23 protein-coding genes are annotated in these 25,534 nt (G+C 71.2%); 14 read left to right on the plus strand and 9 right to left on the minus strand.

What is annotated here, in order from left to right; translation table 11 throughout:
- Positions 1 to 40: 40 nt before the first annotated feature.
- Together GL325_RS13375 and GL325_RS13380 are read right to left on the minus strand one after the other, a co-directional pair.
- Positions 41 to 679: a VOC family protein gene (locus GL325_RS13375; RefSeq protein WP_154595918.1), complete on the minus strand. Its 639-nt coding sequence runs from the start codon at positions 677 to 679 to the stop codon at positions 41 to 43.
- A 42-nt stretch (positions 680 to 721) separates the two neighbouring features.
- Positions 722 to 1,462: a hypothetical protein gene (locus GL325_RS13380; RefSeq protein WP_187411701.1), complete on the minus strand. Its 741-nt coding sequence runs from the start codon at positions 1,460 to 1,462 to the stop codon at positions 722 to 724.
- A gap of 48 nt (positions 1,463 to 1,510) precedes the next feature.
- Between GL325_RS13380 and GL325_RS13385 the strand changes: the two genes are divergently transcribed.
- The 3 genes from GL325_RS13385 to GL325_RS13395 are packed head-to-tail and all read left to right on the plus strand — an operon-like array spanning position 1,511 to position 5,227.
- Positions 1,511 to 3,469, plus strand: a complete 1,959-nt coding sequence (locus GL325_RS13385; protein WP_255956233.1) for an SGNH hydrolase domain-containing protein — start codon at positions 1,511 to 1,513, stop codon at positions 3,467 to 3,469.
- Positions 3,470 to 3,495: 26 nt separating this feature from the next.
- Complete coding sequence (locus GL325_RS13390) at positions 3,496 to 4,407, plus strand: Ppx/GppA phosphatase family protein (RefSeq protein WP_154595916.1); 912 nt, start codon at positions 3,496 to 3,498, stop codon at positions 4,405 to 4,407.
- Between the two features lie 25 nt (positions 4,408 to 4,432).
- Complete coding sequence (locus GL325_RS13395; protein ID WP_308209243.1) at positions 4,433 to 5,227, plus strand: sugar phosphate isomerase/epimerase; 795 nt, start codon at positions 4,433 to 4,435, stop codon at positions 5,225 to 5,227.
- A gap of 21 nt (positions 5,228 to 5,248) precedes the next feature.
- Here the strand turns inward: GL325_RS13395 and GL325_RS13400 are convergent, their stop codons facing one another.
- On the minus strand, positions 5,249 to 5,596 hold the full coding sequence (locus GL325_RS13400; protein ID WP_187769874.1) for a VOC family protein: 348 nt from the start codon (positions 5,594 to 5,596) through the stop codon (positions 5,249 to 5,251).
- Positions 5,593 to 6,543, minus strand: coding sequence for a bile acid:sodium symporter family protein (locus GL325_RS13405; RefSeq protein ID WP_222865823.1), 951 nt, complete (start codon positions 6,541 to 6,543; stop codon positions 5,593 to 5,595). Before GL325_RS13405 ends, GL325_RS13400 begins: the two co-directional genes overlap by 4 nt.
- Before the next feature lie 90 nt (positions 6,544 to 6,633).
- Between GL325_RS13405 and GL325_RS13410 the strand changes: the two genes are divergently transcribed.
- The 7 genes from GL325_RS13410 (at position 6,634) to GL325_RS13440 (ending at position 12,171) form a co-directional block, all read left to right on the plus strand.
- On the plus strand, positions 6,634 to 7,191 hold the full coding sequence (locus tag GL325_RS13410; protein ID WP_187769875.1) for a TIGR00730 family Rossman fold protein: 558 nt from the start codon (positions 6,634 to 6,636) through the stop codon (positions 7,189 to 7,191).
- Positions 7,192 to 7,257: 66 nt separating this feature from the next.
- Positions 7,258 to 8,040, plus strand: coding sequence for a pyrroline-5-carboxylate reductase (gene proC / locus GL325_RS13415; RefSeq protein WP_223111306.1), 783 nt, complete (start codon positions 7,258 to 7,260; stop codon positions 8,038 to 8,040).
- Between the two features lie 4 nt (positions 8,041 to 8,044).
- Positions 8,045 to 9,220 carry an acetoin utilization protein AcuC gene (locus tag GL325_RS13420; protein WP_187769876.1) on the plus strand — a complete coding sequence of 392 codons (1,176 nt, stop codon included), beginning with the start codon at positions 8,045 to 8,047 and terminating at the stop codon, positions 9,218 to 9,220.
- 211 nt (positions 9,221 to 9,431) lie between these two features.
- The gene (locus tag GL325_RS13425) at positions 9,432 to 9,617 is read left to right on the plus strand and encodes a helix-turn-helix domain-containing protein (protein WP_154595912.1); all 186 of its coding nucleotides are present in this window, start codon (positions 9,432 to 9,434) and stop codon (positions 9,615 to 9,617) included.
- Between the two features lie 134 nt (positions 9,618 to 9,751).
- On the plus strand, positions 9,752 to 9,853 hold the full coding sequence (locus tag GL325_RS13430) for a 30S ribosomal protein bS22 (protein WP_019143756.1): 102 nt from the start codon (positions 9,752 to 9,754) through the stop codon (positions 9,851 to 9,853).
- A 3-nt stretch (positions 9,854 to 9,856) separates the two neighbouring features.
- Entirely contained in the window at positions 9,857 to 10,831 is a 975-nt protein-coding gene (locus tag GL325_RS13435) for an NAD-dependent epimerase/dehydratase family protein (RefSeq protein ID WP_154595911.1), read from the plus strand.
- Entirely contained in the window at positions 10,828 to 12,171 is a 1,344-nt protein-coding gene (locus tag GL325_RS13440; protein ID WP_187769877.1) for a lysophospholipid acyltransferase family protein, read from the plus strand. The genes GL325_RS13435 and GL325_RS13440 overlap by 4 nt, the downstream gene beginning before the upstream one ends.
- Positions 12,172 to 12,222: 51 nt before the next feature.
- Here GL325_RS13440 and GL325_RS13445 read toward each other — a convergent pair whose 3' ends face one another.
- From GL325_RS13445 to GL325_RS13460, 4 genes are all read right to left on the minus strand, one after another.
- Positions 12,223 to 14,055, minus strand: a complete 1,833-nt coding sequence (locus GL325_RS13445; protein ID WP_187769878.1) for a class I SAM-dependent methyltransferase — start codon at positions 14,053 to 14,055, stop codon at positions 12,223 to 12,225.
- A gap of 108 nt (positions 14,056 to 14,163) precedes the next feature.
- Positions 14,164 to 18,036 carry a glycoside hydrolase family 99-like domain-containing protein gene (locus tag GL325_RS13450; RefSeq protein ID WP_187769879.1) on the minus strand — a complete coding sequence of 1,291 codons (3,873 nt, stop codon included), beginning with the start codon at positions 18,034 to 18,036 and terminating at the stop codon, positions 14,164 to 14,166.
- Positions 18,033 to 18,320: a hypothetical protein gene (locus GL325_RS13455; protein WP_154595907.1), complete on the minus strand. Its 288-nt coding sequence runs from the start codon at positions 18,318 to 18,320 to the stop codon at positions 18,033 to 18,035. The genes GL325_RS13450 and GL325_RS13455 overlap by 4 nt, the downstream gene beginning before the upstream one ends.
- 74 nt (positions 18,321 to 18,394) lie before the next feature.
- Positions 18,395 to 20,710 (minus strand): MMPL family transporter, encoded by a 2,316-nt coding sequence (locus GL325_RS13460; RefSeq protein ID WP_187769880.1) that lies wholly within the window; start codon positions 20,708 to 20,710, stop codon positions 18,395 to 18,397.
- An 81-nt stretch (positions 20,711 to 20,791) separates the two neighbouring features.
- On the opposite strand from GL325_RS13460, the gene GL325_RS13465 reads away from it, so the two are divergent.
- Positions 20,792 to 21,418 (plus strand): TetR/AcrR family transcriptional regulator, encoded by a 627-nt coding sequence (locus GL325_RS13465; protein WP_187411703.1) that lies wholly within the window; start codon positions 20,792 to 20,794, stop codon positions 21,416 to 21,418.
- On the opposite strand, the gene GL325_RS13470 is transcribed toward GL325_RS13465, so the two are convergent.
- Complete coding sequence (locus GL325_RS13470; protein WP_187769881.1) at positions 21,411 to 22,292, minus strand: HAD family phosphatase; 882 nt, start codon at positions 22,290 to 22,292, stop codon at positions 21,411 to 21,413. The two genes, GL325_RS13465 and GL325_RS13470, sit on opposite strands and share 8 nt — an antisense overlap.
- A gap of 52 nt (positions 22,293 to 22,344) precedes the next feature.
- On the opposite strand from GL325_RS13470, the gene GL325_RS13475 reads away from it, so the two are divergent.
- The 3 genes from GL325_RS13475 to GL325_RS13485 all read left to right on the plus strand — a co-directional run bounded on the left by GL325_RS13475 (position 22,345) and on the right by GL325_RS13485 (position 25,533).
- On the plus strand, positions 22,345 to 23,895 hold the full coding sequence (locus GL325_RS13475; RefSeq protein ID WP_187769882.1) for a class I adenylate-forming enzyme family protein: 1,551 nt from the start codon (positions 22,345 to 22,347) through the stop codon (positions 23,893 to 23,895).
- Positions 23,892 to 24,146 carry a glutaredoxin family protein gene (locus GL325_RS13480; protein ID WP_187411704.1) on the plus strand — a complete coding sequence of 85 codons (255 nt, stop codon included), beginning with the start codon at positions 23,892 to 23,894 and terminating at the stop codon, positions 24,144 to 24,146. Before GL325_RS13475 ends, GL325_RS13480 begins: the two co-directional genes overlap by 4 nt.
- 61 nt (positions 24,147 to 24,207) lie before the next feature.
- Complete coding sequence (locus GL325_RS13485) at positions 24,208 to 25,533, plus strand: polysaccharide pyruvyl transferase family protein (protein WP_187769883.1); 1,326 nt, start codon at positions 24,208 to 24,210, stop codon at positions 25,531 to 25,533.
- The last annotated feature ends 1 nt before the right edge of the window (position 25,534 follow it).

Consider the following 25,534-nt stretch of genomic DNA (forward strand, 5'->3'; position numbering starts at 1 on the left):
CGGGGACCGACAGACCGGCGCGTCGTGCACCGGCCGGAACTCAGATGCGGACCGGGCCGTTCGGGGTGTCGAACTCGGCCGCCAGGATCCCCGGGGCGCCGTTCGGGGCGACCCAGCGGACCTCGATGTCCTCCAGTGCGCCGACGGCGGGCTCACCCATCCAGTCGGACAGGCGCTCGGGGCTGCCGGCGATCTCCAGCCCGGTCAGGGCGATCCCGGTGTCGGCCATCTGCGAGGGGTGCTCCTCCGGCGGCACGTCCCAGCACATGACGAAGGGCAGCTGCGGATCCGCACGCATGCCGTGGATGCCGATCTGCTGCCACGTCAGGTTGTAGCCGTCGGGCCGGTGCCGGTTGCCGGGCACGGCGTGCCGACCGAGCCGGTGCTCGACGGGCTCGATGTCGTCGACCGAGACACACCAGCCCAGCCACCCGCCACCGAGCTCGGAGCGTGCCTTGACGGCCTGCCCGAACGCGGCCTTGTCCGACGCGGGGTGCTCGAGTGCCTCGACGACCTCGAGGTACTGGCGGTTCTTCAACGGCAGGATCATGTTGTTCGTGCCGAAGCGCGGGTGGATGCCACCGGCCAGGAACACGGCGCCGAACTTCTCGCTCAACTCACTCGTGGTCGCCATGAGACCGGCAGGACCGACGGCGAACGACAGATGATCGAGGTGCATAGGGCATTGTTGCCCGTCACCGGTTCGGCCGGAACCTCAGGGTCACCTTCGGTCTGCCGGGTGGGGCACGGGCCGCCCGGCGGCGACGAACCGATCGCAGTGCCGGACCAGCTCGAGATAGCCGGCCTCGCCCATGAGCGCCGTCAGCTCGGCGCGGTTGCCGACGTAGACCGGGTCGGCGGCGACGTGGGCGTCGGTGTTCGATGAGCAGTACCAGTCCAGATCGGCTCCGCCGGGCCCCCAGCCGGCGCGCGTGTACTCGCCGATGCTGACCTCGGTGTAGGTCGATCCGTCGCCGGGATCGACCTCGCGGAACTCACGTCGCAGCGGTAGCTGCCAGCACACGTCGGGCTTCGTCGTGTGGGGTTCGAGACCGGTCGCCAACGCGTGGGCGTGCAAGGCGCAGCCGTAGCCGCCGGGGAAGTCGCGCGAGTTGTGGAAGATGCAGGCGCCGTCGGCGACGCGGGTCTTCAGCTCGCCGTCGGCGTCGCGCTCGGTCCAGCCGTCGCGGCGGCCGACGTCGTGCAGCTCCCACTCGGTGGGATCGAGCTCCTCGACGAACGCCGCGACCCGGTCGTGGTCCTCCGCGTCGCTGAAGTGGGCGCCCAGGGTGCAGCATCCCGAGTCGGGGGCCGAGGCGTAGATGCCCGGGCAGCCGGCGCCGAAGATGCAGGTCCAGCGCGAGGTCAGCCAGGTCAGGTCGCACCGGAAGACCTCGGTGGGGTCGTCGGGGTTCGCGAACTCCACGAAGGAGCGCGGGAATCCCAGGTCGACCTCGGCCACGGGACACAGGTTAGGACACCGCCCCCGAGGCACCTAGGGTTGACGACCGTGACGGGGTGGGGACGGATCACGACGAGCTGGTGCACCATCGCAGGCGCTGCGATGGTGCTGCTGGTCCTGGGCGCGTACTGGCCCGGCCGGCTGCCCGGTGCCTCGGCCGGCGCCGAGGTCCTGCTGGTCGCGGCCGGTGCGCTGATGGCGCAACTGCTGTTGGTGGAGCGCGACCGCCCCCTCGGTGCCGTCGTCGCGACCGGCGCGCGGCTCGCGGTGCCGCCCCTGCTCGTCCTCGTGGCCACCGGGATCGCCGTCCAGCGCCTCGTCGACCTGCGCGAGTGGGCCGGACCCCTGCGCGACGTGCGCGATGCCGCGATCGGGATCGTCAACCTCGGACCGATCGACGAGGCGTCGCCCGTCGCCGGATTCTGGATCATCGCGCTGCTGGCGCAGTCCGCCGTGCTCCTGCTGCTCCTGCGTCCCCTCGTGAGCCGCTGGAGGACCCGGGCGGGCCTGGCCCTCGTGGCGGTCCTGACGGCGGCGTCGTTCGGCTGGTGGGTCGTCGGTGGCGACGACCTCGCCGCCGCGAGGTTCTGGCCGGTCGGCTGTGGCGTCCTCGTCGCCCTGCTCGCGGGAAGGTGGCCGCTCCCGAGCGGACCGGTCGCCGCTGCGGCGGGTTGGCTCGGCGCGCTGGGACTGGGCGCGGTCGCCCTGGTGGGACCCGTGCCGAGGCTCGAGGTGCTCGCCGGAGTGGCGGCAGGCGTCGTCCTCGTGGCGACCGCCCGATCCTCCACGTCACCGGGTGGGCTCCTGCGCGGACGCACGGCCACGTGGTTCGCCTGGCTCGCCTGGGCCGGGTTCTGCTGGGCGTGGCCGGCCCTGAGCCTGGCGCCCGAGGCTGCGGACCGCGACCTCGGTCTGCGCGACCGGGCCGGCCTGCTCGTGGTGGTGGGGGTGGTGGCGCTGCTGACGTGGGCGCTCGTCGCGGGCGTGAGGTCGGTCGTCCGGCACGGCGTCGCGTGGGCGGCCCTGGCGGCTGCCTGCCTCCTGGCGGCGGTCCTGGTGACGGTGCCCGGATCCGAGCGGCTCGACGCCATCGAGACGGACGCCGCCCGGACCGAGGCGCTGCTGACGGCCGACCTGCCCGAGTGCTTCGGCGCCCTGACCATGGCGGCCCGGGCCGAGGGCCGCGACTGCCGCAACGGCGAGCTCGAGGGCGTCCTGCACCCGCCGTTGGACCGCGCCGGGGCCGACTTCGAGGCGTACCTCGACTGCTGGTCGCGGCCCGACGACGCGAACCTCAACCTGTGTGACCTCGGCGGACCTGCGCAGGGGCCGCGGGTCCTGGTCCTGGGCGACTCGCACGCGCGCGTCCTGCTGGGGGCGTTCCGCCGCCTGGCCGAGCACGGCGTCATGGAGGTCACCGCCGCGGCCAAGGCCAGTTGCGCGTGGTCCACGCTGCCGGTGCGCGACAGCAAGGACCCCCTCCGGGGCCCGCTGTGCGACCAGTGGCGGGTCAAGCTGACGACCTGGCTGGAACAGCATGTCGACGAGTACGACGTCATCGTCACCACGGCGTACGCCGGCCGGATGAAGGGGTCGGAGTCCGCCCAGGTCCGCGGGCTCGTCGAGGCCTGGGAGCCGGCCGCGCGGGCCGGGGTGCCGATCGTGGCGCTGCGCGACAACCCGCGGCTGCCCGGTGACACCCTGGAGTGCCTGAGCGGCACCGAACCCGACGACTGGGCACGGTGCGACGTCGCGCGGGACGACATCGTGCCCGACTTCGATCCGTTCGAGCCTGCGGCGGCCCGCGTCGACGGGGCGCACTTCGTGGACACCTGGCCCTTCTTCTGTCGCGAGGACGTCTGCCCGGCGGTCATCGGCGGCGTGAACGTCTTCCGTGACTACAACCACGTCTCGGCGACGTACGCCGGGACGCTGGCGGCACCGCTCCACCGCGAGATCGCCCGCACCGGGGTGCTGGACGCCGTGCACCGCTCCGCTGCGGGGTGAGGGCTCCCGGTGTCAGACTGTCGCCCATGCGCATCGGCGTCCTCGACATCGGCTCCAACACCGGCCATCTGCTCATCGTCGACGCCTTCCGCGGCGGCCCGCCCCTGCCGGCTCACTCCTTCAGTGAGCCGCTGCGCCTGGCCGAGAACCTCGACGGCGACGGCCACCTGACCGACGCGGGCATCGACCGGCTGGTCAAGTACGTGGTCGAGGCCGGCTCCCAGGCGGAGGACAAGGGCGCCGAGCGGGTGCTGGCCTTCGCCACCTCCGCCGTGCGCGACGCGGGCAACGCCGAGGAGATCATCGAGCGGGTGGCCCGGACGAGCGGCATCCGGTTGCAGATCCTGCCCGGCGAGGACGAGGCCCGGTTGACGTTCCTGGCGGTGCGCCGCTGGTTCGGCTGGTCGTCCGGCCGGCTCGGGGTCTTCGACATCGGCGGTGGCTCGCTCGAGCTGGCCGTCGGCTCGGACGAGACGCCCGACACCGCGGTGTCGCTGCCGTTGGGCGCCGGCCGGCTCACCCGTGAGTGGCTCGACCGCGGCCTGGAGTACGACGACCTGCGCCGTGAGGTGCGCCGCGAGATCGGGGCGGTCGCCGGGGGCCTGCTGCGCGGGGGTGGCTTCGACCATGCCGTGGCGACGAGCAAGACGTTCCGCTCGCTGGCGCGCATGTGCGGCGCGGCGCCCTACAGCGGGGGCCCGTACGTCCGTCGCCGGCTCGCGCACCGCGACCTCGTGACGCTGTGCCGCCAGCTGCGCGGAGCCTCGGACGAGGAGGTCGCGGCCATGCCCGGCGTCTCGGCGACGCGCGCGCACCAGATGCGCGCCGGGGCGATGGTGGCCGAGGCGACGATGGAGCTGTTCGGCATCGAGGAGCTCGAGATCTGCCCCTGGGCGCTGCGTGAGGGCGTGCTGATCGAGTACCTGGACCACCTGTGACCGGCATCGTTCTAGGCTGGGTGTCGTGAGCCAACGCTCGAGTCATCCGATGGTCTCGCTGTCGACGTCGTCGGTCTATCCCGATGGCACGGCGGCGGGCTTCGAGGCGGCCGCCCGCCTGGGCTACGACGGGGTCGAGGTGATGGTCGGCCTCGACGAGGTCAGCGCCGACACCACCGCGGTCAAGGCGTTGGCCCAGGCCCACGACATCCCGATCGTCTCGATCCACGCCCCCTGCCTGCTCGTGACGCAGCGCGTGTGGGGCACCGATCCGTGGGGCAAGCTGCACCGCAGCGCCGAGATGGCACTGGACGTCGGTGCGGACACCGTGGTCGTGCACCCGCCGTTCCGGTGGCAGCGCGAGTACGCCCGCGGGTTCGTCGAGGGCATCGCCCGGCTCGAGGACGAGTACGACGTCGCCTTCGCCGTCGAGAACATGTACCCGTGGCGGTCGGGCAAGCGTGAGTTCCAGGCCTACGCGCCGGGTTGGGACCCGGTGCCCTTCGACTACGAGAACGTGACCGTCGACTTCTCCCACAGCGCCACGGCCCGGATCGACTCGCTGCAGCTCATCGAGGACCTGGGCGATCGGCTGGCCCACATCCACCTGACCGACGGGTCGGGGTCGATGAAGGACGAGCACCTCATTCCCGGTCGCGGCGCGCAGGGGTGCGACCGGATCCTGGGTCGGCTGGCCGACCAGGGCTTCACCGGCCACGTCGTGGTCGAGGTCAACACCCGCAAGGCCGAGGACCGCGACGCCGACCTGCTGGAGGCGTTGGCCTTCGCCCGGCTGCACCTCGCGCCGACACCCGTCTGAGCGGACTGCGGCCGGGCCGGCTCAGTGGCGCGGCGCGACGCAGAACTCGTTGCCCGCGGGATCGGTCATCGTGACCCAGCGGAAGCTGTCGTCGCCACGCTCGGCCACGAGCCCCGCGCCGGCGGCCCGCAGCCGCTCGACCTCGGCCGCGAGGTCGTCGGTGACGACGTCCAGGTGCAGCCGGTTCTTGCCCGGTGTCGGCTCCTCGACCTTCTGGAAGGCCAGGGTGGGTCCGCCGGGGACCGCCACGATGACGAACCAGCCGTCGTTCTCCTCGGTGACGGTGCCGCCGGTCTGCTCGGCCCACCAGGTGGCCAACGCCGTGGCGTCGGTCGTGTCGCACGTGATCATCGCCGGAGTGATTGTCATGCCTGCACGCTACGGCCGTGCCCGGACAGTCTGGTGGCGATGACGGACCCGACGATCAGCTGCAGTTGGTGGTAGACCATCAGCGGCAGGATCATCAGCGGGAACGTGGTCGCGGAGAACAGCACGCTCGCCATCGGCAGACCGGCGGCCAGTGACTTGTTGGTGCCGCAGAAGTAGACGGCCACCTGCGCCCCGCGCCCGAAGCGCCGGCCGGCGAGCCAGCACACCGCCGAGGAGACCGCGAGCAGTCCGACGCAGACGGCCGCCACGACGACGCCGTCACCCCAGTCCAGCACCTGCCACACGTCCGCGTTCGTGCCGCGGCTGAAGCCGGCGTAGACCACGAGCAGGACGGTCGACCGGTCGAAGCGACGCAGGCCCACGTCGTGTCGCAGGAGCCACGGGCGCAGCCATCGCCGGGCCACCTGTCCGGCCAGGAACGGCAGCAGCAACAGGCCGATGATCCGCAGGACGGCCTGGGCGTCGACGCGAACGTCACCGCCCAGCATGAGCGCCACCAGCAGGGGAGTCAGGAACACGCCCAGCAGGCTCGACACCGAGGCCGCGACGACGGCGATCGCCCGGTCCCCGCCGGCGATGGACGTGAACGCCACCGAGGACTGCACCGTGGACGGGACCAGGCACACGAACACCAGTGCCGCCAGCAGTTGCTGCGAGATCAGCGCCGGCGCCAGGGGGGACAGGGCCAGGCCCAGCAGCGGGAACATGACGAACGTCGAGACGACGATGACCCCGTGGACACGCCATGCCTTGACCCCGTGCAGGACCTCGCCGGTCGACAGGCGGGCGCCGTAGAGGAAGAACAGCGCGACGATCCCGACCTGGACCAGGACCGAGACGACCTCGAGTGCGGTGCCCTGGGCGGGGAGCACGATCCCGAGCCCTGCGAGGCCGAGGATCATCACGACGAAGGGGTCGATGCGCACGCGGCCACGATAGGCCCGCCGTGCCGGGCATCACGCGCCGGTTCCGGCGCACCGGCGGGTCCTTCCCGGCAGACTGACACCGTGAGCCCCATGAGCGAGAGAGCAGTCCGCGCGGTGTGCCTCTTCTGCGGCGCGCGCGACGGAGCCAGGCCCGAGTACGTCCGGGCGGCGCAGGAGTTCGGCGCCGGCCTGGCCGAGGCCGGGGTGAACCTCGTGTTCGGCGGCGGCAGCATCGGCATCATGGGCGCCGCCTCGCGGGCGGCGAAGGCCGCGAACGGCCGCGCCATCGGCGTGATCCCGAAGTCGCTGCTGGAGCGCGAGGGAGGTCGCCCCGGCGAGCCCGACCTGCACGTCGTCGACACCATGCACGAGCGCAAGGCCTTGATGCACGAGCTGTCGGACGCGTTCGTCGTCCTGCCCGGCGGACTCGGCACCTACGAGGAGTTCTTCGAGATCTTGACGTGGCGCCAGTTGGGCATCCACGACAAGCCGATCGTCGTGGTCGACGTCGACGGGTACTTCGGGCCGCTGCGCGACCTCGTCGCCCACGGCGTGACCGAGGGGTTCATCAGCGACGAGGACCACGAGCTGTGCCGCATCGTCGACTCGGTCGACGAGGCGCTGGCCGTGCTCGGCATCGCCCGGTGAGTGCCTGACGGCACGCAATCTCGGGTCGCGGCCACGATGACGCCGTCGGGAACTAGGCTCAGCCCCATGAGGATCGCGGTCGTCGGTGGCGGCGTCATGGGTGGCACGTTGGTCGAGGCGATGGCGCGTGCCGGTCACGACGACATCGTGGTGATCGAGCGCACCCCGGAACGCCGCGCCGAGCTCGAGGCGCAGGGCCGCTCCACGGCCGCCGACATCGAGGCCGTGGCGGGCGCCCAGGTGGTCCTGCTGGTGGTCAAGCCCCAGGACGTCGCAGCGGTGCTCCCGGCACTCGCGAGCGACCTCGATCCGGACGCGACCGTGGTCTCGCTGGCCGCCGGCGTGCGGACGGCCACCATCGAGGACGTCCTGCCGGACACGGTGGCGGTCGTGCGCGCCATGCCGAACACGCCCGCCGTCATCGGCCGCGGGATGTTCGGGGTCTCGCCGGGGAACCGGGTCTCGAGCGAACGCCTCGACACCGTCGTCGACCTGCTCGGCGCGGGTGGCGAGGTCGTCGTCGTCGACGAGTCGCGCCAGGACGCCGTGACGGCCGTGTCGGGCTCGGGGCCCGCCTACGTCTTCTACCTGGCCGAGCAGATGATCGCCGCCGGGATCGACGCCGGCCTGGATCCGGAGGCGGCCCGCACCCTGACCGTCCAGACCCTCCTGGGCTCGGCCGAGCTCCTCGCGGGATCCGACGACCAGCCGGCCGAACTGCGGCGCCGGGTGACCTCGCCGAACGGCACGACGCACGCCGCGATCACCACCTTCGACGACCAAGGCGTGGGCGAGGGGATCCGTGCCGGCGTTCGCGCCGCCGCCGCCCGCTCCGCGGAACTAGGCTGACGCCATGGAAGATCGCGCCGTCGTGGTGTTCGACGAACGCCTGACCGAGTACGACTTCGGGCCCTCGCACCCGATGGCGCCGGTGCGGGTCAAGCTGACGATGGCTCTGGCCGACGAGTTGGGCGTCCTCGAGGGCCTCGACGTGGTGGGCGCCCGCCAGGCCACCGAGCAGGAGCTGCTGAGCGTCCACACGCACGACTACGTCGAGCGGGTCGTGAACCTGAGCAAGCACCCGACGCACACCGACTCCGCGCATGGCCTGGGCACCGAGGACAACCCGGTCTTCCGCGGCATGCACGACGCCAGTGCGCTGATCGCCGGCGCCAGCCTCGAGGCGGCCCGCCTGGTCTGGACCGGCGAGCGCAAGCGGGCGATCAACGTCAGCGGCGGCCTGCACCACGCCATGCCCGGGCGGGCCAGCGGCTTCTGCGTCTACAACGACGTCGCGATGGGCATCAAGTGGATGCTCGACCACGGCGCCCAGAAGATCGTCTACATCGACGTCGACGCCCATCACGGCGACGGCGTGCAGGCGATCTTCTACCACGACCCCCGGGTGCTGACGATCTCCTTGCACGAGTCGCCGAAGACGCTCTTCCCGGGCACCGGCTACTCGACCGAGATCGGTGCCGAGGGAGCCGAGGGATCGGCCGTCAACGTGCCGCTGCCGCCGGGCACCTCGGATGCGGGCTGGCTGCGCGCGTTCCACGCGGTCGTGCCGGCGATCGTGCGCGAGTTCGGCCCCGAGGTCATCGTCAGCCAGCACGGCTGCGATTCGCACATGGACGATCCGCTGACGAACCTGATGCTCAGCGTCGACGGGCAGCGGGCCTCCTACCTCGCGGTGCGCGACCTGGCCGAGGAGGTCACCGAGGGAAAGTGGCTGGCCACCGGTGGTGGCGGCTACGCGGTCGTGGACGTGGTGCCGCGCGCCTGGGGCCACCTGCTGGCGATCGTCAGCGGGAATCCCCTCCCGCCCGAGACCGAGACCCCGGAGCGCTGGCGCCGGGCCGTCGAGGAGCTGCGCGGTCAGCCTGCGCCGACCCGGATGACTGACGGTCGCCGGGCGCTCTACCGCCCCTGGGAGGAGGGCTACGACCCCGCGTCGTGGCTCGATCGCTCGATCCAGGCGTCCCGGACGGAAACTTTTCCTCTGAATGGCCTTGATCCCTCGTATTGAGGTAATTTCCCGGTGTAACTGGGTGTTTCAGTGTACGCAGGCGGTACAAAAGGCGGCCGGGATTGGCGTAAGGTACGCCGGGCATCGACGAGTTTCAAATAATGTGTTCCCACCGGACTCATCTGCCACTAGTCTTCACAACAAGCACGCGCGCTCACTCTCCGGTGGGGAAGCCGGAGAGCGCGCGTGCCCCTGGGAGGATGGTGTGGAGATGTCTGAGGGAACCCGTTTCATGACCGTTGCCGAGGTCGCGGACCAGATCCGTGTCTCGAAGATGACGGTGTACCGACTCGTGCATTCCGGCGAACTCGAAGCCGTGCGTGTGGGCCGTTCCTTCCGTGTGCCCGAGCACGCGGTCGAGGAACTGCTGAGCAAGTCGTTCTACCAAGCCGGCTGACGCGTCCGGCGGTTCGCAGGGGGGCGGACCGCCGGGGCGACAGTCGTGCCTACGCCACCGCGTGTGCGCCAGGTGGATGCGATCGCCTAGTGTTTGGTCTGTCCTGTGTGTGAAAGATCAGATTGAGGTGAGTCGTGGGTTCTGTCATCAAGAAGCGCCGTAAGCGGATGTCGAAGAAGAAGCACCGCAAGATGCTGAAGCGCACTCGCGTCCAGCGTCGCCGTCTGGGCAAGTGACCGATGTCCGGGGTCGTCCTCGTCACGGGCGCGGCCACGCCCGGCGTGGCTCGCGCCGCGCGGCGCATCGCTGAAGCGGGTGACGTCAGGGTCGTAGCAGTCGACACGACCTTGCCCACCGACGATCTCGGGTCAGTCAAATTCGTGCGTGCGGACATCCGCACGCCGGTCATCTCCAAGGTTCTCGCCGTCGAGGACATCGACACCGTGGTCCACATGGACCTGGCGCCGATGCGCTCGCGCGGTGGCGGAAGCGCCACCAAGGAGATCAATGTCATCGGCACGATGCAGGTGCTGGCGGCGTGCCAGCGGGCCGACACGGTCCGCCGCGTCGTTCTGGCCAGCAGCGCCGCCGTCTATGGCGCGTCGCCGCGCGACCCGGCGGTGTTCACCGAGTCCGCGACGGCCCGCGGCGGCACGAAGTCGGGCTTCGCCAAGGACATCGTCGAGGTCGAGGGGTACACCCGCGGCTTCGCTCGGCGGCGTCCCGACGTGTGTGTGACGACCCTGCGCATGGCGCAGTGGCTCTCTCCGCACTTCCCGACGGTCCTGGGCACCTACTTCTCGAACCCGGTCCTGCCGGTGCCGATGGGCTTCGACGCCCGTCTGCAGCTGTTGCATCCCGATGACGCGTTCGAGGTGATCTCCCGCGCCGCGCTCGAGGACCACCCCGGCACGTTCAACGTCGCGGGCGACGGCGTGCTGATGCTGACGCAGGCGGCTCGCCTCCTGGGCAAGCCGACGCTGCCGATCCCGCCGGTGGGCTTCGGCTCGGTCCTGCGCCGCATGGTGCACTTCATGGGCTCTGACGTGTCCCCGGGCGTCCACCGCCTGCTGACCTACGGCCGCGTGCTGGACACCACCGCGTTGCGGGAGATCTTCGGCTACAGTCCCCGGCACACGACGCGCGAGACCTTCGAGTGGTACGCCGAGACGGCGCGCCCGGGTCTGTTGCACGCATGGGGGATCACGCGATGAACGACAACCTGAAGGGGATCGGCACGTCCGGTCCGGCCGGTCGAGGCAACGGCTCGACGTCGCCGTCGCGCGCCGCCCGGTCGTTGGCCGGACCCGCCGCAGGCAAGTCGGCAGCGCGCAAGCCCTCGGCGAAGAAGGCTGCTGCGGCGGCGGACGACGGGAAGCCTGCCGCGAAGAAGGCGGCCCCGAAGAAGCCTGCCGCGAAGAAGACCGCGGCGGCCAAGAAGACCACGGCCGCGAAGAAGACCACCGCGACCCGGAAGACGGCCGCGAAGAAGGCGACGAAGCAGACGGCGGCGGCCCAGCCGACCGAGCCGTCCGGCGTACGCGAGTCCGTGGCGCCGGAGCCCGCCGAGGAGCCGACGACCTCGACGCGCGAGCGCCATCTGCACGCCGTGCCCGAGGACGACGGACCCGGCCAGCAGGAGCCTCCGCGCGAGGCGACCGCCGATCTGGATCCCGAGGACGTCGCCGCCGCCTTCGCCGAGGGAGCGCGCCGACTCCTCGGAACCGACTGGCAGGCGACGATGACCGACATCGCCGTCAGCCTGCGTCGCCGGCTCTCGGGTGACTACTCGGTCGATGAGTTCGGCATGGATCCGGAGGTCGTCGACCTGCTGTCGCACCTGGTCGAGCCGCTGGCCGAGAGCTGGTTCCGTCTCCAGGTCCGCGGGATCGAGAACATCCCCGCCGACGGTGGGGCGCTGCTCGTGGCCAACCACTCCGGCACCGTGCCCGTCGACGGCCTCATCACCGGCTACGCGGTGCGCAAGTACGCCGGCCGGCCGATTCGGCCCCTGGGCGCCGACCTGGTCTTCCGGCTGCCGTACGTCGGTCAGATCGCGCGCAAGATGGGTGCCACCCTCGCGTGCGCCGAGGACGCCGAGCGACTGCTCACCTCTGGCGAGCTCGCCGCGGTGTGGCCCGAGGGCTTCAAGGGCGTCGGCAAGCCGTTCAGCGAGCGCTACAAGCTACAGCGGTTCGGCCGCGGCGGCTTCGTCTCGTCGGCCATGCGGGCCCAGGTGCCGATCATCCCCGTCTCGATCGTCGGTGCCGAGGAGATCTACCCGCTGATCGGCAACATCCCCTCGCTCGCGCGACTGCTGGGCGTGCCGTACATCCCGATCACGCCGTTCTTCCCGTTGCTCGGCCCGCTGGGACTCGTCCCGCTGCCGAGCAAGTGGATCATCGAGTTCGGTGAGCCGATCCGGACCGACGCGTACCCGCCCGAGTCCGCCGACGACCCGATGCTGCTGTTCAACGTCACCGACCAGGTGCGCGAGACGATCCAGCAGACGCTCTACAACCTGCTCGTCGAGCGCGGCAACCCCTTCGTCTGACGCCCGAGCCGGGCGGCGCGGCGTGTCCCGCGCCGGCACCTCTGCTCCGGCTCAGCCGATCCGCCGACGCAGCGCCCGGCGCGCCCGCTGTGCGATCCCCGCGCCGCCGGACGGCGGGTCCGCCGGCGTGGCCGGGCGGGACTCCTGGGGCTGCGCCTGCAGGACGAGGATCATCTGGTGGGGGTCCACCGCGTTCCAGTCGCGACCCACGACCTTCCAGCCGTGGCGCTTGAAGAACAACGGCGACACCGTGGCGTCGCCGGACCACGGGGCGGGGTCTCCGTCCTCGGAGAGGTGGGCGATGCCGTGCTCGCGGTGCTCAGCACGCAGCGCGGCCGGGTCGGCGCCCCGCTGCGGCGCCCGCAGGGCCCAGAAGTCGGTCGGACGCACCGTGATGACGAAGATGCCACCGGGCTTCAGCACCTGGCGGGTGGCCTCCAGCACGGCGAGCGCACTCGGTGCGGGCAGGTGGGTGAAGAGGGAGAACGAATAGGCCAGGTCGAACATCGTGCCGTCGACCGGCATCACGTCCGGTGCCTCGTCGCACTGGCGCAGCTGTGCCGCCACGCCGCTCTCCCGGCATGCCTCCAGCGCCGCGGGGCGGGCGTCGACTCCCCACAGCGCGGACGGATCCGTGTAGCGGTACATCAGCCGCAGGTCTCGGCCGTAGCCGACGCCGACGTCGAGGATCGTCCTGCCCTCGAGACGTCCGCCGGTGTGTCGCAGGTAGGCCGTCTCGACCGAGCGGACGAAGGCGGTCGCCTGGGGGAGGAGGTCCTGACCGGACGCACCGGTCCACCCCTGCTGCACCGCCGGGGAGGCCATCGCCGGGAGGAGTCGGCTCAGTCCCGGGCGCGCCGGGTCGGGCAGGCTCCACATGAACTCCGCGAACTCGTCGACGGACAGTCGGCGCAGCTGCTTCACGGCGCGTCCGAAGTCCTGCGGCTCGGCGAGGGACAGCTCCTCGGCGCGCTTGACGATCCGCTGGGCCGGGTGGGTCAACCGGGGTCGGTGCGACAGCGTCGCGGCGGCGGCGACCGATGGCGGCGGCGGCCCCTCACCGAGCAGATCGGCGTACTCGGCCCGGTTCCACGGGTGATTCCAGTTGCTGATCGGTGTGGCCCAGTCCGGCCCGTACGTGATCTGCAGGTACTCCTCGAGCTGGGCGGGCATCTTCACCTTGACGCCGAGGAAGTCGACCTCCTGGGCAGGCAGGACCTGATCGACCGCCAGACCGCGGCGCGCGCTGGGGAACCACGAGACCCGATCGCCCTCGATGAGCCCGACGAACACGTCGACGTGGTGGTCGTCGCCCCACCTGGCCTTGCGATGCGTCGGCAGGTCGCCGGAGACCTCACACCCGGCGTCGAGCAGGACGGCCGAGGTCAGCTCGAGTGCCTCGGTCAGCGACGGCACCTCGGCGGAGTCGAACGCCACGATGAGATCGAGATCGTCGTCGTGCGGGATGAAGTCGCCGTCGCGCACGTGCGCGAGCACCGAGCCGAACCCCAGCATCACCCCCGCGCCGACTCCCTCGAGCATCTCGATGATCCGGTTCGCCCCCTGCAGGTACCGGACCTTCTCGTCGTGCGACCAGAAGCGGAAGCTGCGCAGGACGCCGTGGTTGGTCCACTCCCGGCCCTGCCCGAACAGGTAGTTCACGTTCAGCGACTCGATGAACTCCCGCTTCTGCAGGTCGTCGAGCGCGGCCGTGCCCCGCAGGCCGTGGTAGGCGTCGGTGCGGTCACCGGCCAGGACCTGACGGGTCAGCAGCTGCACGATCTCCTGCCACGGCACCCCGGGCTCCGCGACCGGTGACTCCGGGTCGGTGACCAGTTGCCGGATCGCCGTGTCGACCCACGTCCGACTCCACGTGCTGGACATCAACGCTCCCCAGGCGAAGCCGCGGCGGCCAGGACGCACGGGGGAAGGACCGTCATGCGACGACCCTAGGGGATCGCCGAACCGGAGCCTCGTGGGCCGGCAGCGGGGTCACAGGTCGCACAGATCGGGATGCGTCTGCACCGTGGGGTGTTCCTCGGTCGCGAGCCCGAACTGCAGGTAGAGGGACTGTGCGTACGTCGCGGCCATGGCCTGTTCCTGCTCGCCCAGTCCGTACCGCCGGATCGTGTCGCGCTGCACCGAGACGATCTGACGGAGATGGTCGAGGTTGAAGCTGCTCATCGTCACGCCCTGGTCGTGCCGCCGGTGGAGGTTGAGGGACTCGGGGACGAACGCGATCCGCCCGCGCTCCAGGAGCCGCAGATAGGCGACCCAGTCGCCCGCGTTCCGGTGACCGACGATCTCGTCCCCGTGCTTGCACAGCGTCTCGAGCCACGCCTCGCGCCGGAAGACCGCGGTGCTGACGTTCGGCACGGTGTTCTTGAGGTACAGCGCCGACCGGATCTCGTCCGTTCCGTCGTGGCAGTACGGCTCGGACCAGCGTGCGGCGCCGAGGTCGGCGACGTAGTCGAGGTAGTCCGACGCGACCACGTTGCCGTGCACGTCGAGGATCTTCGACTGGCAGTAGCTCATGACGACGTCCGGATCGGCGAAGGCCTCCGTGACGCGTTGGAGGAAGTCCGGGTGGGACAGGTCGTCGGCCTCCGCCACCCAGACGAAGTCACCGGCGGCGAGCTCGACGCCGGCTCGCCACTGCCGGAAGACCGATCCGGAATTGGTCTCGTTCACGACCAGGCGCACCGGCATCGACGAGGTCCGGGCGAACTCCTCGAGGACGGCGAGGCTGTCGTCGGTGGAGGCGTCGTCGAGGACGATCACCTCGTAGACCGGCAGCGTCTGCGCCGCGATGCTCTCGAGGCGGGCGTAGAGCAGGTGCCCGTAGTTGTAGTTCGGGACCACGACCGAGACCCGGGGCAGGTCCATCCCCGCGAGGGTGGTGAGGTCGAAGAGGTAGTCCGAGAACCGGAACTCGTCCTGCACGATCTGCCGGCCGAGGGCGCCCATGGCGGCGGCCGCCGCGGTGTCGGTCGTCAGGTCGAGCACCGCACGGGCCATGGCGGCGGCGTCGAACTGGTCCACGAGCACGCCCACGCCGCGTTCGACCAGCTCCTGCGCGCCGGTGGCGTCGCGGAAGGCGATCACCGGCAGCTGCGCGTCCATCGCCTCGAGGACGACGGAGGGGAAGGGGTCCTCGCGCGACGTCAGCAAGAAGACGTCGGCAGCGGCGTAGTAGAGCTCGGGGTCCTCCACCAGTCCGGTGAAGACGAACCGGTCCTGCAGGTCGTCGGCGGCGATCCGCGCGTGCACCTGGCCCACCAGGTCGTCGTGGGCCAGGTGGCCGACCCAGACCGCCGCGGCGCGCGGATCGGCCCGGAGGATCTCGGCACAGGCCTCGGCGAAGAGGTCGAACCCCTTGCGCTCGTCGCCGTAGCCCACTCCGAGCACGATGCGGGCATCGACGGGCAAACCGTGGCGACGGTGCACCGTGTCGAGGGGCCCCGCGTTCGCCGGGTCGCCGGGTGAACGCGTCAGGTAGAGGCCCTGCGGACGGGTCACCGCCGTGGGCACGGGCCGGCCGGTGAAGTCCTCGAAGTGGCGCTGCACGACGGCCGAGGGGAAGACGACGACGTCGGAGTTGTCCGTCAGGTCGCCGGCCGCCTGGTCGAGCCCCATCTGCTGCAGGACGCCCGACATCTCGTGCACGAGGGACACGACCGTGAAGCCGGCCCCGCGCAACCAGGGCGCGAGCGCGCCCGAGACCGTGGTGTTCGCCAGAGCGACGGATGCGCCGCGTTCGCGCAGCGTCCGCAGCAGCCCGACGATCCGCTCGGGCGCGTCCTGCTGGAGGTCGATCCGGTGCACGGCGCCCGTCTCGGCGAAGCGCTCCGTCAGCACGCCCGGTCCGAGGAGGATGACCTCGATCGCGAACCCCAGCGATCGGTACCCGCGCGCCAGGTTCAGCGCGAGACGCTGAGCGCCGTGCGGGTGGGCGTCGTGCGAGACGATCACGATCGACGGCCGCCCGTCGGCCTCGGCGTCGACGAGGCCCGAGACGCGGCAACCCGTCGCGATGGCGCTCAGGGGCACGGCGGCCTCGAGCACGTCGTCGAGGGCGGGGATGAACTGCGCCGAGCCGGGGTCGGTGTGGGTCTCGTCGAACGCGAGCGATGCCAGCGGGCGCAGGGCGCTGAGGCGGGCCGCGAACGACCGCGGCGCCCGCGACCCGAAGGTCGCCGCTTCGGAGGCGTCGAGGCCCAGCCGCGCCGCGACCCCGCGGACGTGGGACTCCAGGTGGTCGTGGGTGGCGATGTCGTCACCGATGAGAGCGATGCCCAGGTCCCGATCGGCCAGGAATCGCAGGCGGACGGCGCCGGGGTCGAATTCCTCCGGCTCGTCGGCGTCCAGGCGAACGACGACGTCGACACCGCGCGCCTCCCACTCGGGGACCCGCGCCAGCAGCTGCGTCACGGTGAGGTCACGCACCACCTCGACGACGCTGTCCTCCGTGACCTGCGTGGGGGCGGCGCCGCAGTCCAGCCCGACCCTGAGCGCCTCGAGCCAGGCGTACCCGTAGCGTTCGTCCGGCTCGAGATGGGCGCCCTCGGCCCATTCGTTCCACGCGTTGACGAACACGAACCGGTCCTGGTCCGATGCGCTCCTGCGCCGGGTGTCGCGCACCGCATGGGTCACCCAGCGGGCGAACCTCTCCGGCGAGCTGCCGGCGATGACGGTGGCCGTCTTGCCCCGGCGGGCGGTGTTGTCCCACGAGGGGCAGACGCCACGGAAGCGCCGGTACGGCGTGCCGGAGTAGGCGAAGCTCCGGTCGACGAGGTCGTCCCATCGGAAGACGTGCCCCTCGAACGAGGGGAAGTGCGGCGTGGAGTGGGTCGTCTCGCGGATGCCGCTGTTGTTCGGCGGGAACTCGATGGCGGCGTCGAACCCGTACTCGCCCGGATCCGTGGACTCGAAGGACTGGGTGTAGGCCAGGTAGATCTCGCCGATGCCGTTCTCGCGGCACCAGGTGCGCCACCGCTGCGACGTGGCCTTCGGGTCGGGGAGCAGGTTCGGCCGGTAGACCAGCAGCACCGGTCGCCCGTCGATGCGCTCGTACCGAGGGTCGCGCAGGTAGTCGGCCACGTGTTCGATGAAGGCCAGGTCGTCCTCGGGCGAGTGCTCCTGGGCGATGAGGATGTCGTGGTCGCGACCGTCCCAGCGACGCGACCAGTTCTCGTTCGCCCAACACACCATGAAGGGCAGGTCCAGGGTGGGGTCGTCGAGATAGTTGCGCAGCGGGGTCTCGAGGAGGCGGTGGCCGGCGAACCAGTAGAAGTAGAAGCAGAAGGCCTCGACGCCGTAGAGCTTCGCGAGCTCCACCTGGCGTCGCTGGACCTCGGGATCACGCAGGTCGTAGTAGCCCAGCTCGCCGGGCACGTGGGGCTGGTGCTGCCCCGGCAGGTACGGCCTGGCCGGGCGGACGTTCGTCCACTCGGTGAAGCCCTCGCCCCACCACCGGTCGTTCTCGGCGATCGGGTGGAACTGGGGGAGGTAGAAGGAGACGACGCGCGCGGGTCGATGCGTCGGAGCGTCCCCGCCGTACAGCGGAACCGCGGGCGTCGTGTCCCGGATGTCCTGGACGCCCTGCGGCGGCGCGAGGTGCCGTCCGCCGGACCTGCCGTACAGCTCGTAGTGCACCAGGGCGTTCATCCGGGCCTTGGCGACGTCCCGGTTGAGTGCCAGGTACGCGCTCGTGCTGAACTCCGGGCCCGGGTCGCGCAGCATCCGCCCGCCGACCCGGAGGTAGTGCTCCGCCGGGTCCATCTCCAGGTCGGCGACATCGGGGTAGGTCGCCAGGTACCACTCGGCGTCGAAGTACTGCGAGCGGCGGATGGCCTCCAACCTCATCGAGCCGATCCCGTGCCTCGGTTCAGGCGTCGTCGCAACCGAGCCGTGAGGTTCGACTGCGCCTCGTGCTCCGCGAGGCGGGCCTTCAGGGTCGCGATGCGCTTCTTCGCGACCGCCTCGCGCCGCTTCGACGCGACCAGCAGCCGCGAGAGCTCCGCCGTCTCGGCGTACCGCTGGTCGAGCGCCGCCTGGAGTTCCTGTTCACGGGTCCGAGATGCCGCCACGAAGGCTGCGAACTCGGCCGACAGCCGCGCAACTTCCGGAGACAGAGTTGGTTCAGGCATGGGACAACCCTAAGCGGAGAACCGCCCCCTCGGCGAGAAGAGTGAGACGTTTGTCGCAATCGGCGCCCGCGGGATCACTCCTTCGCGCCGAGGCGCTTGAGCAGCTGGTCGCCCTCGATGTCGAGGTCGGGCAGCGCCCGGTCGAGCCACGCCGGCAGGCGCCAGGCGCGGTCACCGAACATGGCCATCAGTGCCGGCACGAGCGTCATGCGCACGAGGAACGCATCGATCGCGATCGCGATCGCCAGGGCGAATCCGATCTGCTTGATCATCGGGTCGCCGTTGAAGATGAAGCCGGCGAACACGGCGGTCATGATGACCGCCGCCGCGACGACGACGCGGCTCGAGTGCGTGAAACCGTCGATCACCGACTCGCGGCCGCTGTGCCCGTGCACCCACGACTCACGCATCGACGACACCAGGAACACCTGGTAGTCCATCGCGAGGCCGTACGCGATGCCGGTCACGAGGATCGGCAGCAACGCCATGACGGGGCCCGTCGAGTCCAGCCCGAAGAGGCTGTTGAACCAACCCCACTGGAACACGGCGGTGGTGGCGCCCAGCGTGGCGAGGATCGTCAGCAGGAAGCCGGCGGTCGCCTTGAGCGGCACGATGATCGAGCGGAAGACGATCGTCAGCACGATGAGGGAGAGCACCACGACGATGGCCAGGTAGATCGGCATGACGTCGCTCATCTTCTGGGCGATGTCGATGCCCATCGCGGTCTGGCCGGTGATGCCCAGGTCCACGTCGTACTTCGAGGCGATGCCGTCCTCGAGGTCGCGCAGCTCGTGCACGAGGGTCTCGGTCGACGGGTCCGTCGGGCCGTTCTCGGGGATCAGCGAGACCAGGGCGGTGCGGCCGTCCTCGCTCATGCCGGACGGGGTCGCGGAGGCGACGCCCTCGGTCTCGCCCAGCTCGCCCACGATCGCGCCGGCGGCACGCTGGTCGACCGGCTCGTCGGAGCGGGACGACAGCACGACCAGCAGCGGGCCGTTGAGGCCCTCGCCGAACGACTCCTCGACGGCGGCGTAGCTCTCGCGCTGGTCCGTGCCGGAGTTGTAGTTGTCGCCCGCCGGCAGGCCCAGGCGCATGTCCAGAGCGGGGATCGCCATGGCGAGCGTGACCGCCACGACGGCCCCGGCCGCGAGGAAGCGGTGCTTCGACAGGAAGGTGACCCAGCGACGGGCGGTGGCGTGGTCGACGCCGGCCGTCTCGCGCTTGGTGAACTTCGACCGTGCCTTGTCCGAGACGATGCGCTCGCCCACGAGGCCGAGCAGCGCCGGCAGGGCGGTGAGGGCGACGGCCACGGAGACGGCCACGGTGGCGGCGGCGATGATCGCCATGATCGTCAGCAGGCTGATGCCGATGACGGTGAGGGCGGCCAGCGCGATGACGACGGTCGTGCCCGCGAAGAACACGGCGCTGCCCGCCGTGCCCACGGCACGGCCGGTGGCCTCGTGGGCGCTGAGGCGCTCGCGCATGATCAGGCGGCGCTGGCGGTTGACGATGAACAGGGCGTAGTCGATGCCCACGGCCAGGCCCAGCATCAGGCCCAGCACGACGCTCATGGAGCCGAGCTCGTAGAAGTGGCCCAGCGCGTACGCGCCACCCACGCCCACGCCGACGCCCAGCAGGGCGGTCACCAGCGGCAGGCCCGCGGCCACGACGGAGCCGAGCACGAGGAACAGCACGATGGCCGCGACGACGATGCCGACGACCTCACCCAGGCCGACGACCTCGGGGATCTCCTGCAACGAGGCGCCCGGAAGCACCTCGATGTCGGTGCCCTCCAGCGGTGCCTTCGCGGCGTCGAGGGTCTCCTCGATGGCGCCGGTGGGCAGGTCCATCGTCTGCTTCGTGAACTGGAACTGCGCCATCGCGACGTCGCCCTTCGGCGAGATCGTCACGCCGGGGACCAGCTGGTCCTGCACCACGAGGGGCACGGGCTGGTCCAGTGTGCGGCCGGCGCGGACCGCGGCCAGCGCCTGCTCGGCGGCCTTCACCTGCGCGCCCATCTGCTCCTGCGCCGCAGCCTGGTCCTGCGCGGACCCCGCGAGATCGGCGGGGTTCACGACGTACTCGTCGTCGTAGATCCCGTCCATGGACTGCGCCAGGGCGCCGGCCAGCTGCGGGTCGAAGAAGGAGGCTCCGTCAGGGGCGCGGTAGACGATCTGTCCGGCGCCACCGGCGGCGGCCGGCATCTCGTCCTCGAGCTGCTCGAGCACGTTCTGGGCCGGGACGCCGTTGATCGTCACCTCGGTGCTGAGCTTCGGCGCGTTCAGCGCGATCGAGCCGATGATGACGGCGAGCAGGACGAGCCAGGCGCCCAGGAAGCGGAACGGGTGCGCGAAGGCGGTCTTGCCCCAGCGGTACAGAAGAGTGGACACAGGTCTTCCTCACGAAGTGATAGGTGACTCTCACATCGTAGAATGGGCCATGAAACCGGACCAGTCAGGGTGAGGAGACGTATGTCACGGCGCGACTCGCGGGCCAACGCCGAGCGGATCCTCGATGCGGTCCAGCGCTTGTGGGCCGAGGACGCCACCCCGTCGATGGACCAGATCGCCGCCGAGGCAGGCGTGGGGGTCGCCACCGTCTATCGTCACTTCCCGAATCGGGCGGCGCTCGAGAGCGCGGCCTTCGGCCGCATCTTCGCCGAGGAGCTGCTGCCGCTGGTCGAGGACACCGAGAACGAGGACGCCGACCTGCTGGACGTCGTCGCACGGTTCGTCGACGTGATCAGTCGCTACACCCCGGTGCTGGGGGAGGTGGGCGTCAGCCAGGTCACCGACGAGGCCCTGACCGACCTCGCTGAGCCGTTCGTCGAGCTGCTGCGGCGAGGCCAGACGAAGGGAGTCCTGCGCCGTGACCTCGAGCCGCTCGACATCTACTGGCTGCTGCGGATGGTCGTGCTGGGGCTGAACTCGCCGGTGTCGAGCCCCTCGGTGCGCCGTCGCTACCTCGCGATGCTGCTGCAGGCCCTGTCCCCGGACGTCGAGCAGCCGCTGCCGCCCCTGACCGAGCAGGACTACGACCGGCTGAACACGCCCGCGAGCCGCAGGCGCCCGCCGGTCGCGGGGGATCGAGCTACCTGAGGCGTCGCACCTGTCGGCCGAGGAACCAGGCGGCCGAGCCCACGGCGCCCGCCGCCGCGGCCTTCGCGCCGGCCGAGGCGACCTTGCGACCCGTGCGGTAGTCACGGATCAGCCAGCCGTTCTCCTTCGCGTGCGCCCGCAGGGTGCCATCGGGGTTGACCGCGCAGGGGTGCCCGACCAGGGAGAGCATCGGGATGTCGTTGGCGGAGTCCGAGTAGGCGTGGCACCGCGAGAGGTCGAGGCCCTCGGACTCGGCCAGCGCGCGCACGGCGATGGCCTTGCTCTCGCCGTGCAGCATCTCGCCCACGAGGCGTCCGGTGTAGACGCCGTCGACGTGCTCGGCGACGGTGCCGAGCCCGCCGGTCAGACCCAGCCGTCGGGCGATCACCTGGGCGATCTCGACGGGGGCGGCGGTCATGAGCCACACCCGCTCGCCGCGGTCGAGGTGCCACTGCGTCATGGCGCGGGTGCCCGGCCAGATCTTCTGCGCCATGTACCGGTCGAAGACCTCCTCGCCGATCTCCTCGAGCTCGCGGACCTCGTGACCGGCGATGAACTGCAGCGCCGCGTTGCGCGCCTGGTCGATGTGCTCGGGATCCTCGACGCCGACGTACTTGAAGTAGGCCTGCTTCCAGGCCGCCGAGGCGATGTCGCGGGTCGAGAAGAACTTCCGCTCGTGCAGGCCGCGGGCCAGCAGGAAGATCGACGCGCCCTGCATGATCGTGTTGTCGACGTCGAAGAACGCCGCTGCGGTCGGGTCGGCCGGCTGCGCCAGCGCCTGCTCGACCTCGGCGGCGGCCGCCGCGGCCTGCCCTGCCAGGATCGAGCGCGCCTGCAGATTCCGGGGCGGATCTGCTCCATGGCGCGGGGACATGGCGTCACTGTATCCACGAACGCGAGCCGCACGATGTGGTTGACTCGGCGCCATGGCCGTCAACCTCAGTGACGATCTGCGCGAGACCGCGCGTCGTGACCCCGGGGGCATCGCCCTGATCGAACCGCGCTCCGGCCGCCGCGTCACGTGGGCCGAGTTCGACCAGTGGGCCGATCGGGTCGCCCAGACCCTGCTCAGCCGCGGCGTTCTCGCCGGCCAGCGCGTCGCGTTGGTGATGGCGAACGGCATCGACTTCGCCGTCGCCTACTACGGAGTCCTGCGCGGGGGCATGGTCGCCGTGCCGATCAATCCGCGGGCCACCCCGCGCGAGATCTCGCGCATGGTCGAGGCCTGCGCGCCCAAGATCGTCGTGGGTGACGCGCAGTCGATCACCCAGGTCCGCCAGGCGGACACGGGCGAGTCGCTCATCGTCGTGCACCGTGCCGCGCCCGAGGGCGGCGAGCTGCGCTTCGGCGCCCTGCTCGAGCACGCCGTCGACAGCACCCCGGTGGCGCCGGCGGACCCCGAGTCGCTGGCCGTCGTGCTGTTCACCTCCGGCGCGACCGGCCTGCCCCGCGGCGTGATGTTGACGCACCGCGCGCTCACCGCCGACATCGACCAGCTGCTGCGGATCGACTCGCCGCCGGTCATCACGCCCGACGACGTCGTCCTGGGCCTGCTGCCGATGTTCCACGTCTACGGGCTGAACTGCGTCCTGTCGCTGTCGGTGCGCGTGGGCGCCACGGTCGTGCTGGTCGAGGAGTTCGACCCGTCCGGCCTCCTCTCCGAGATCGCCGAGCACGGCATGACGAACCTGCCGGTCGCCCCCCCGGTCATCTCGGCCTGGGTCGGTCTGGAGGGCCTGCGCGAGGCACTCGCCGGAGTCCGCCTGATCGTGTCGGGCGCCTCGGCCCTGGACCCCGACCTCGCCGAGGCGTTCCACGCCCTGTCCGGCCGGCCCGTCGAGCAGGGCTACGGCCTCACCGAGACGGCGCCCGTCGTGACGACCACCATCGGCGACGGTCGCGAGCCCGGCGTCGTGCCGCCGGCGGGCTCCGTCGGCCGGCCGCTGCCGGGGATCGAGATCGCGCTGCGCGACTTCCTCGGCCAGCCCGCGGCCCCGGGCGACCCCGCCCAGGTCTTCGTCCGCGGCGACAACCTGTTCTCGGGCTACTGGCCCGACGGCGAGGACGGCCCGGACGCCGACGGCTGGTGGGGGACCGGCGACATCGGCCTGCTCGACGACGCGGGCAACCTCGTCCTGGTCGACCGCCTGCGCGAGACGATCGTCGTCTCGGGCTTCAACGTCTACCCCTCCGAGATCGAGGAGGCCGTCGCCGAGGCGCCGGGCGTCGCATCCGTCGCGGTGATCGGCGTGCCCGACGACCGCACCGGTGAGGCCGTCGTCGCCTTCGTCGTTCCGGAGGACCCCGAGAGCGACGCCGTGCCGGTCGAGACCGCCGTGCGTGAGCTGGCCGCGCAGCGACTCGCGCGGTTCAAGGTCCCGACGCGGATCCTGGTCGTGGCGGCGCTGCCGCACTCGCCGACCGGCAAGGTGGCCAAGGGCCGCCTCCGCGCCCTGGCGCGCAAGGAGCTGACGTGACCGTCCCGCACGCCGACGACGCACGGGTCGTCGTCTACTCCCGCGAGGGCTGTCACCTGTGCGAGGCAGCCGAGCAGGTCGTGGCCCAGCTCGTCGCCGAGACGGGGGACACCTGGGCCCGCGTCGACATCGACACCGACCCCGACTTGCAGCAGCGGTTCACCGACCAGGTGCCCGTCACCTTCGTCGACGGCCGTCAGCACGACTTCTGGCGCGTCGACCCGCGCCGGTTGCGGGCGGCTCTGGCCTGAAGTGTCGGGCTGATTCGAGGCTGCCGCTGCGGCCGTTGACCGCGTCCGCGAAACTTGCTCCGTGTCTGATCGCATCTACGTCCGCCGTTACGTCGACCCGCTGAACCCGCCGTCGATGGACGATTTCCGTCCGGGATTCGGCCGGAACTCCGGCAATCTGATCTTCGCGGCGTCGGCGCAGCGGACGCTGACCGTCGACGGGGTCGACGTCGAGACGAACAACCTGAACACCCTGAGGCGCAGCGTCGACCGCTTCAACGACGAGGGCCGCCACGTCGTCATCCCGCTGGCGAACGCGTTCCGGCCGGACTACCTGCCCCAGCTGACCGCCCTGACCGAGGCCATCGAGCGACTCACCGTCCCGGTGACGATCCTGGGCGTCGGGGGCCAGTTCCACCTCGACGGGACGGTCGAGACGACGGACGAGGTCGACGACGCGGCACGGCGCTTCATGCGGGCGATCCTGGCCCGCGGCCCGGCCCTCGGCGTCCGCGGCGAGCGCACCGCGGGCTACCTGAACTCGCTCGGCTTCTCGGAGGTCGACGTGATCGGCTGCCCGTCGATGTTCCTGCGCGGGTCGGACCTGAGCATCCGCGAGGCCGCCCCGGTGTTCGACAAGCGGACGAAGGTCAGCCTGAACCTCACGCCGCACGTCCCGATCCCCGACGGCTGGGTCGACGCCGTCTTCCGCCGCCACCCCCGGGCGGAGTACGTCGCCCAGGACCGCAGGGACCTCGACGCGATGCTCGGCGGGCCCGCGGTGAAGGGGGGCTCGCCGGAGTACCCCTCGTCGGTGCGGCACCGCGCGATCCGGGACAACCGGGCGGTCTTCCACTGCCACGCCCCCACCTGGATCGACTCGATGGCGGACCGCGACTTCACCGTCGGCCACCGGATCCACGGCAACATCGCGTCGCTGCTGGCTGGGACCCCCGCCCACGTGATCGTGCACGACAGCCGCACGCGCGAGTTGTGCGAGTACTTCGAGATCCCGCACACGCACGTGTCGCGCCAGACGCTCGAGGACACCCCGGAGCGACTCTTCGAGGCCTCCGACTACAAGCCGTTGATCGCGAACCACCCCGAGCGGGTGGCGCGCTTCGCCGGCTTCCTGCAACGTCACGGGCTGCGCCACGTGCTGGACCTGCCGGCCGGCGAGGCCCCGTTCGACCGCGCCGTGGCCCAGGTCGAGGTCCGCCCCGGCCTGGTGATCCGACCGCGCTCGAGCGAGCCCGAGATCCTCGACCTGCGGGCCTGGAACACGGCGCGCGCCGCCCACCAGGGCCTTGCTCGGGCCGAGGCCAGGATCCAGGCGCTCGAGGAGCAGTTGAAGGCCGCGCAGTCCTCGCGCTCCGGCCTGCGCGGCCTGCTGCGCCGCGACCGCTGAC

This window comes from Aeromicrobium sp. 636, assembly GCF_024433585.1.
GTDB classification, from domain to species: Bacteria; Actinomycetota; Actinomycetes; order Propionibacteriales; family Nocardioidaceae; genus Aeromicrobium; species Aeromicrobium senzhongii.

Bases quoted from the DNA above. Each gene is read 5' to 3' on its own strand.
- GL325_RS13375 (WP_154595918.1), bottom strand. From the start codon at position 679: ATGCACCTCGATCATCTGTCGTTCGCCGTCGGTCCTGCCGGTCTCATG.
- GL325_RS13390 (WP_154595916.1), top strand. From the start codon at position 3,496: ATGCGCATCGGCGTCCTCGACATCGGCTCCAACACCGGCCATCTGCTC.
- GL325_RS13400 (WP_187769874.1), bottom strand. From the start codon at position 5,596: ATGACAATCACTCCGGCGATGATCACGTGCGACACGACCGACGCCACG.
- GL325_RS13410 (WP_187769875.1), top strand. From the start codon at position 6,634: ATGAGCGAGAGAGCAGTCCGCGCGGTGTGCCTCTTCTGCGGCGCGCGC.
- proC (WP_223111306.1), top strand. From the start codon at position 7,258: ATGAGGATCGCGGTCGTCGGTGGCGGCGTCATGGGTGGCACGTTGGTC.
- GL325_RS13420 (WP_187769876.1), top strand. From the start codon at position 8,045: ATGGAAGATCGCGCCGTCGTGGTGTTCGACGAACGCCTGACCGAGTAC.
- GL325_RS13425 (WP_154595912.1), top strand. From the start codon at position 9,432: ATGTCTGAGGGAACCCGTTTCATGACCGTTGCCGAGGTCGCGGACCAG.
- GL325_RS13435 (WP_154595911.1), top strand. From the start codon at position 9,857: ATGTCCGGGGTCGTCCTCGTCACGGGCGCGGCCACGCCCGGCGTGGCT.
- GL325_RS13440 (WP_187769877.1), top strand. From the start codon at position 10,828: ATGAACGACAACCTGAAGGGGATCGGCACGTCCGGTCCGGCCGGTCGA.
- GL325_RS13445 (WP_187769878.1), bottom strand. From the start codon at position 14,055: ATGTCCAGCACGTGGAGTCGGACGTGGGTCGACACGGCGATCCGGCAA.
- GL325_RS13450 (WP_187769879.1), bottom strand. From the start codon at position 18,036: ATGAGGTTGGAGGCCATCCGCCGCTCGCAGTACTTCGACGCCGAGTGG.
- GL325_RS13455 (WP_154595907.1), bottom strand. From the start codon at position 18,320: ATGCCTGAACCAACTCTGTCTCCGGAAGTTGCGCGGCTGTCGGCCGAG.
- GL325_RS13465 (WP_187411703.1), top strand. From the start codon at position 20,792: ATGTCACGGCGCGACTCGCGGGCCAACGCCGAGCGGATCCTCGATGCG.
- GL325_RS13470 (WP_187769881.1), bottom strand. From the start codon at position 22,292: ATGTCCCCGCGCCATGGAGCAGATCCGCCCCGGAATCTGCAGGCGCGC.
- GL325_RS13475 (WP_187769882.1), top strand. From the start codon at position 22,345: ATGGCCGTCAACCTCAGTGACGATCTGCGCGAGACCGCGCGTCGTGAC.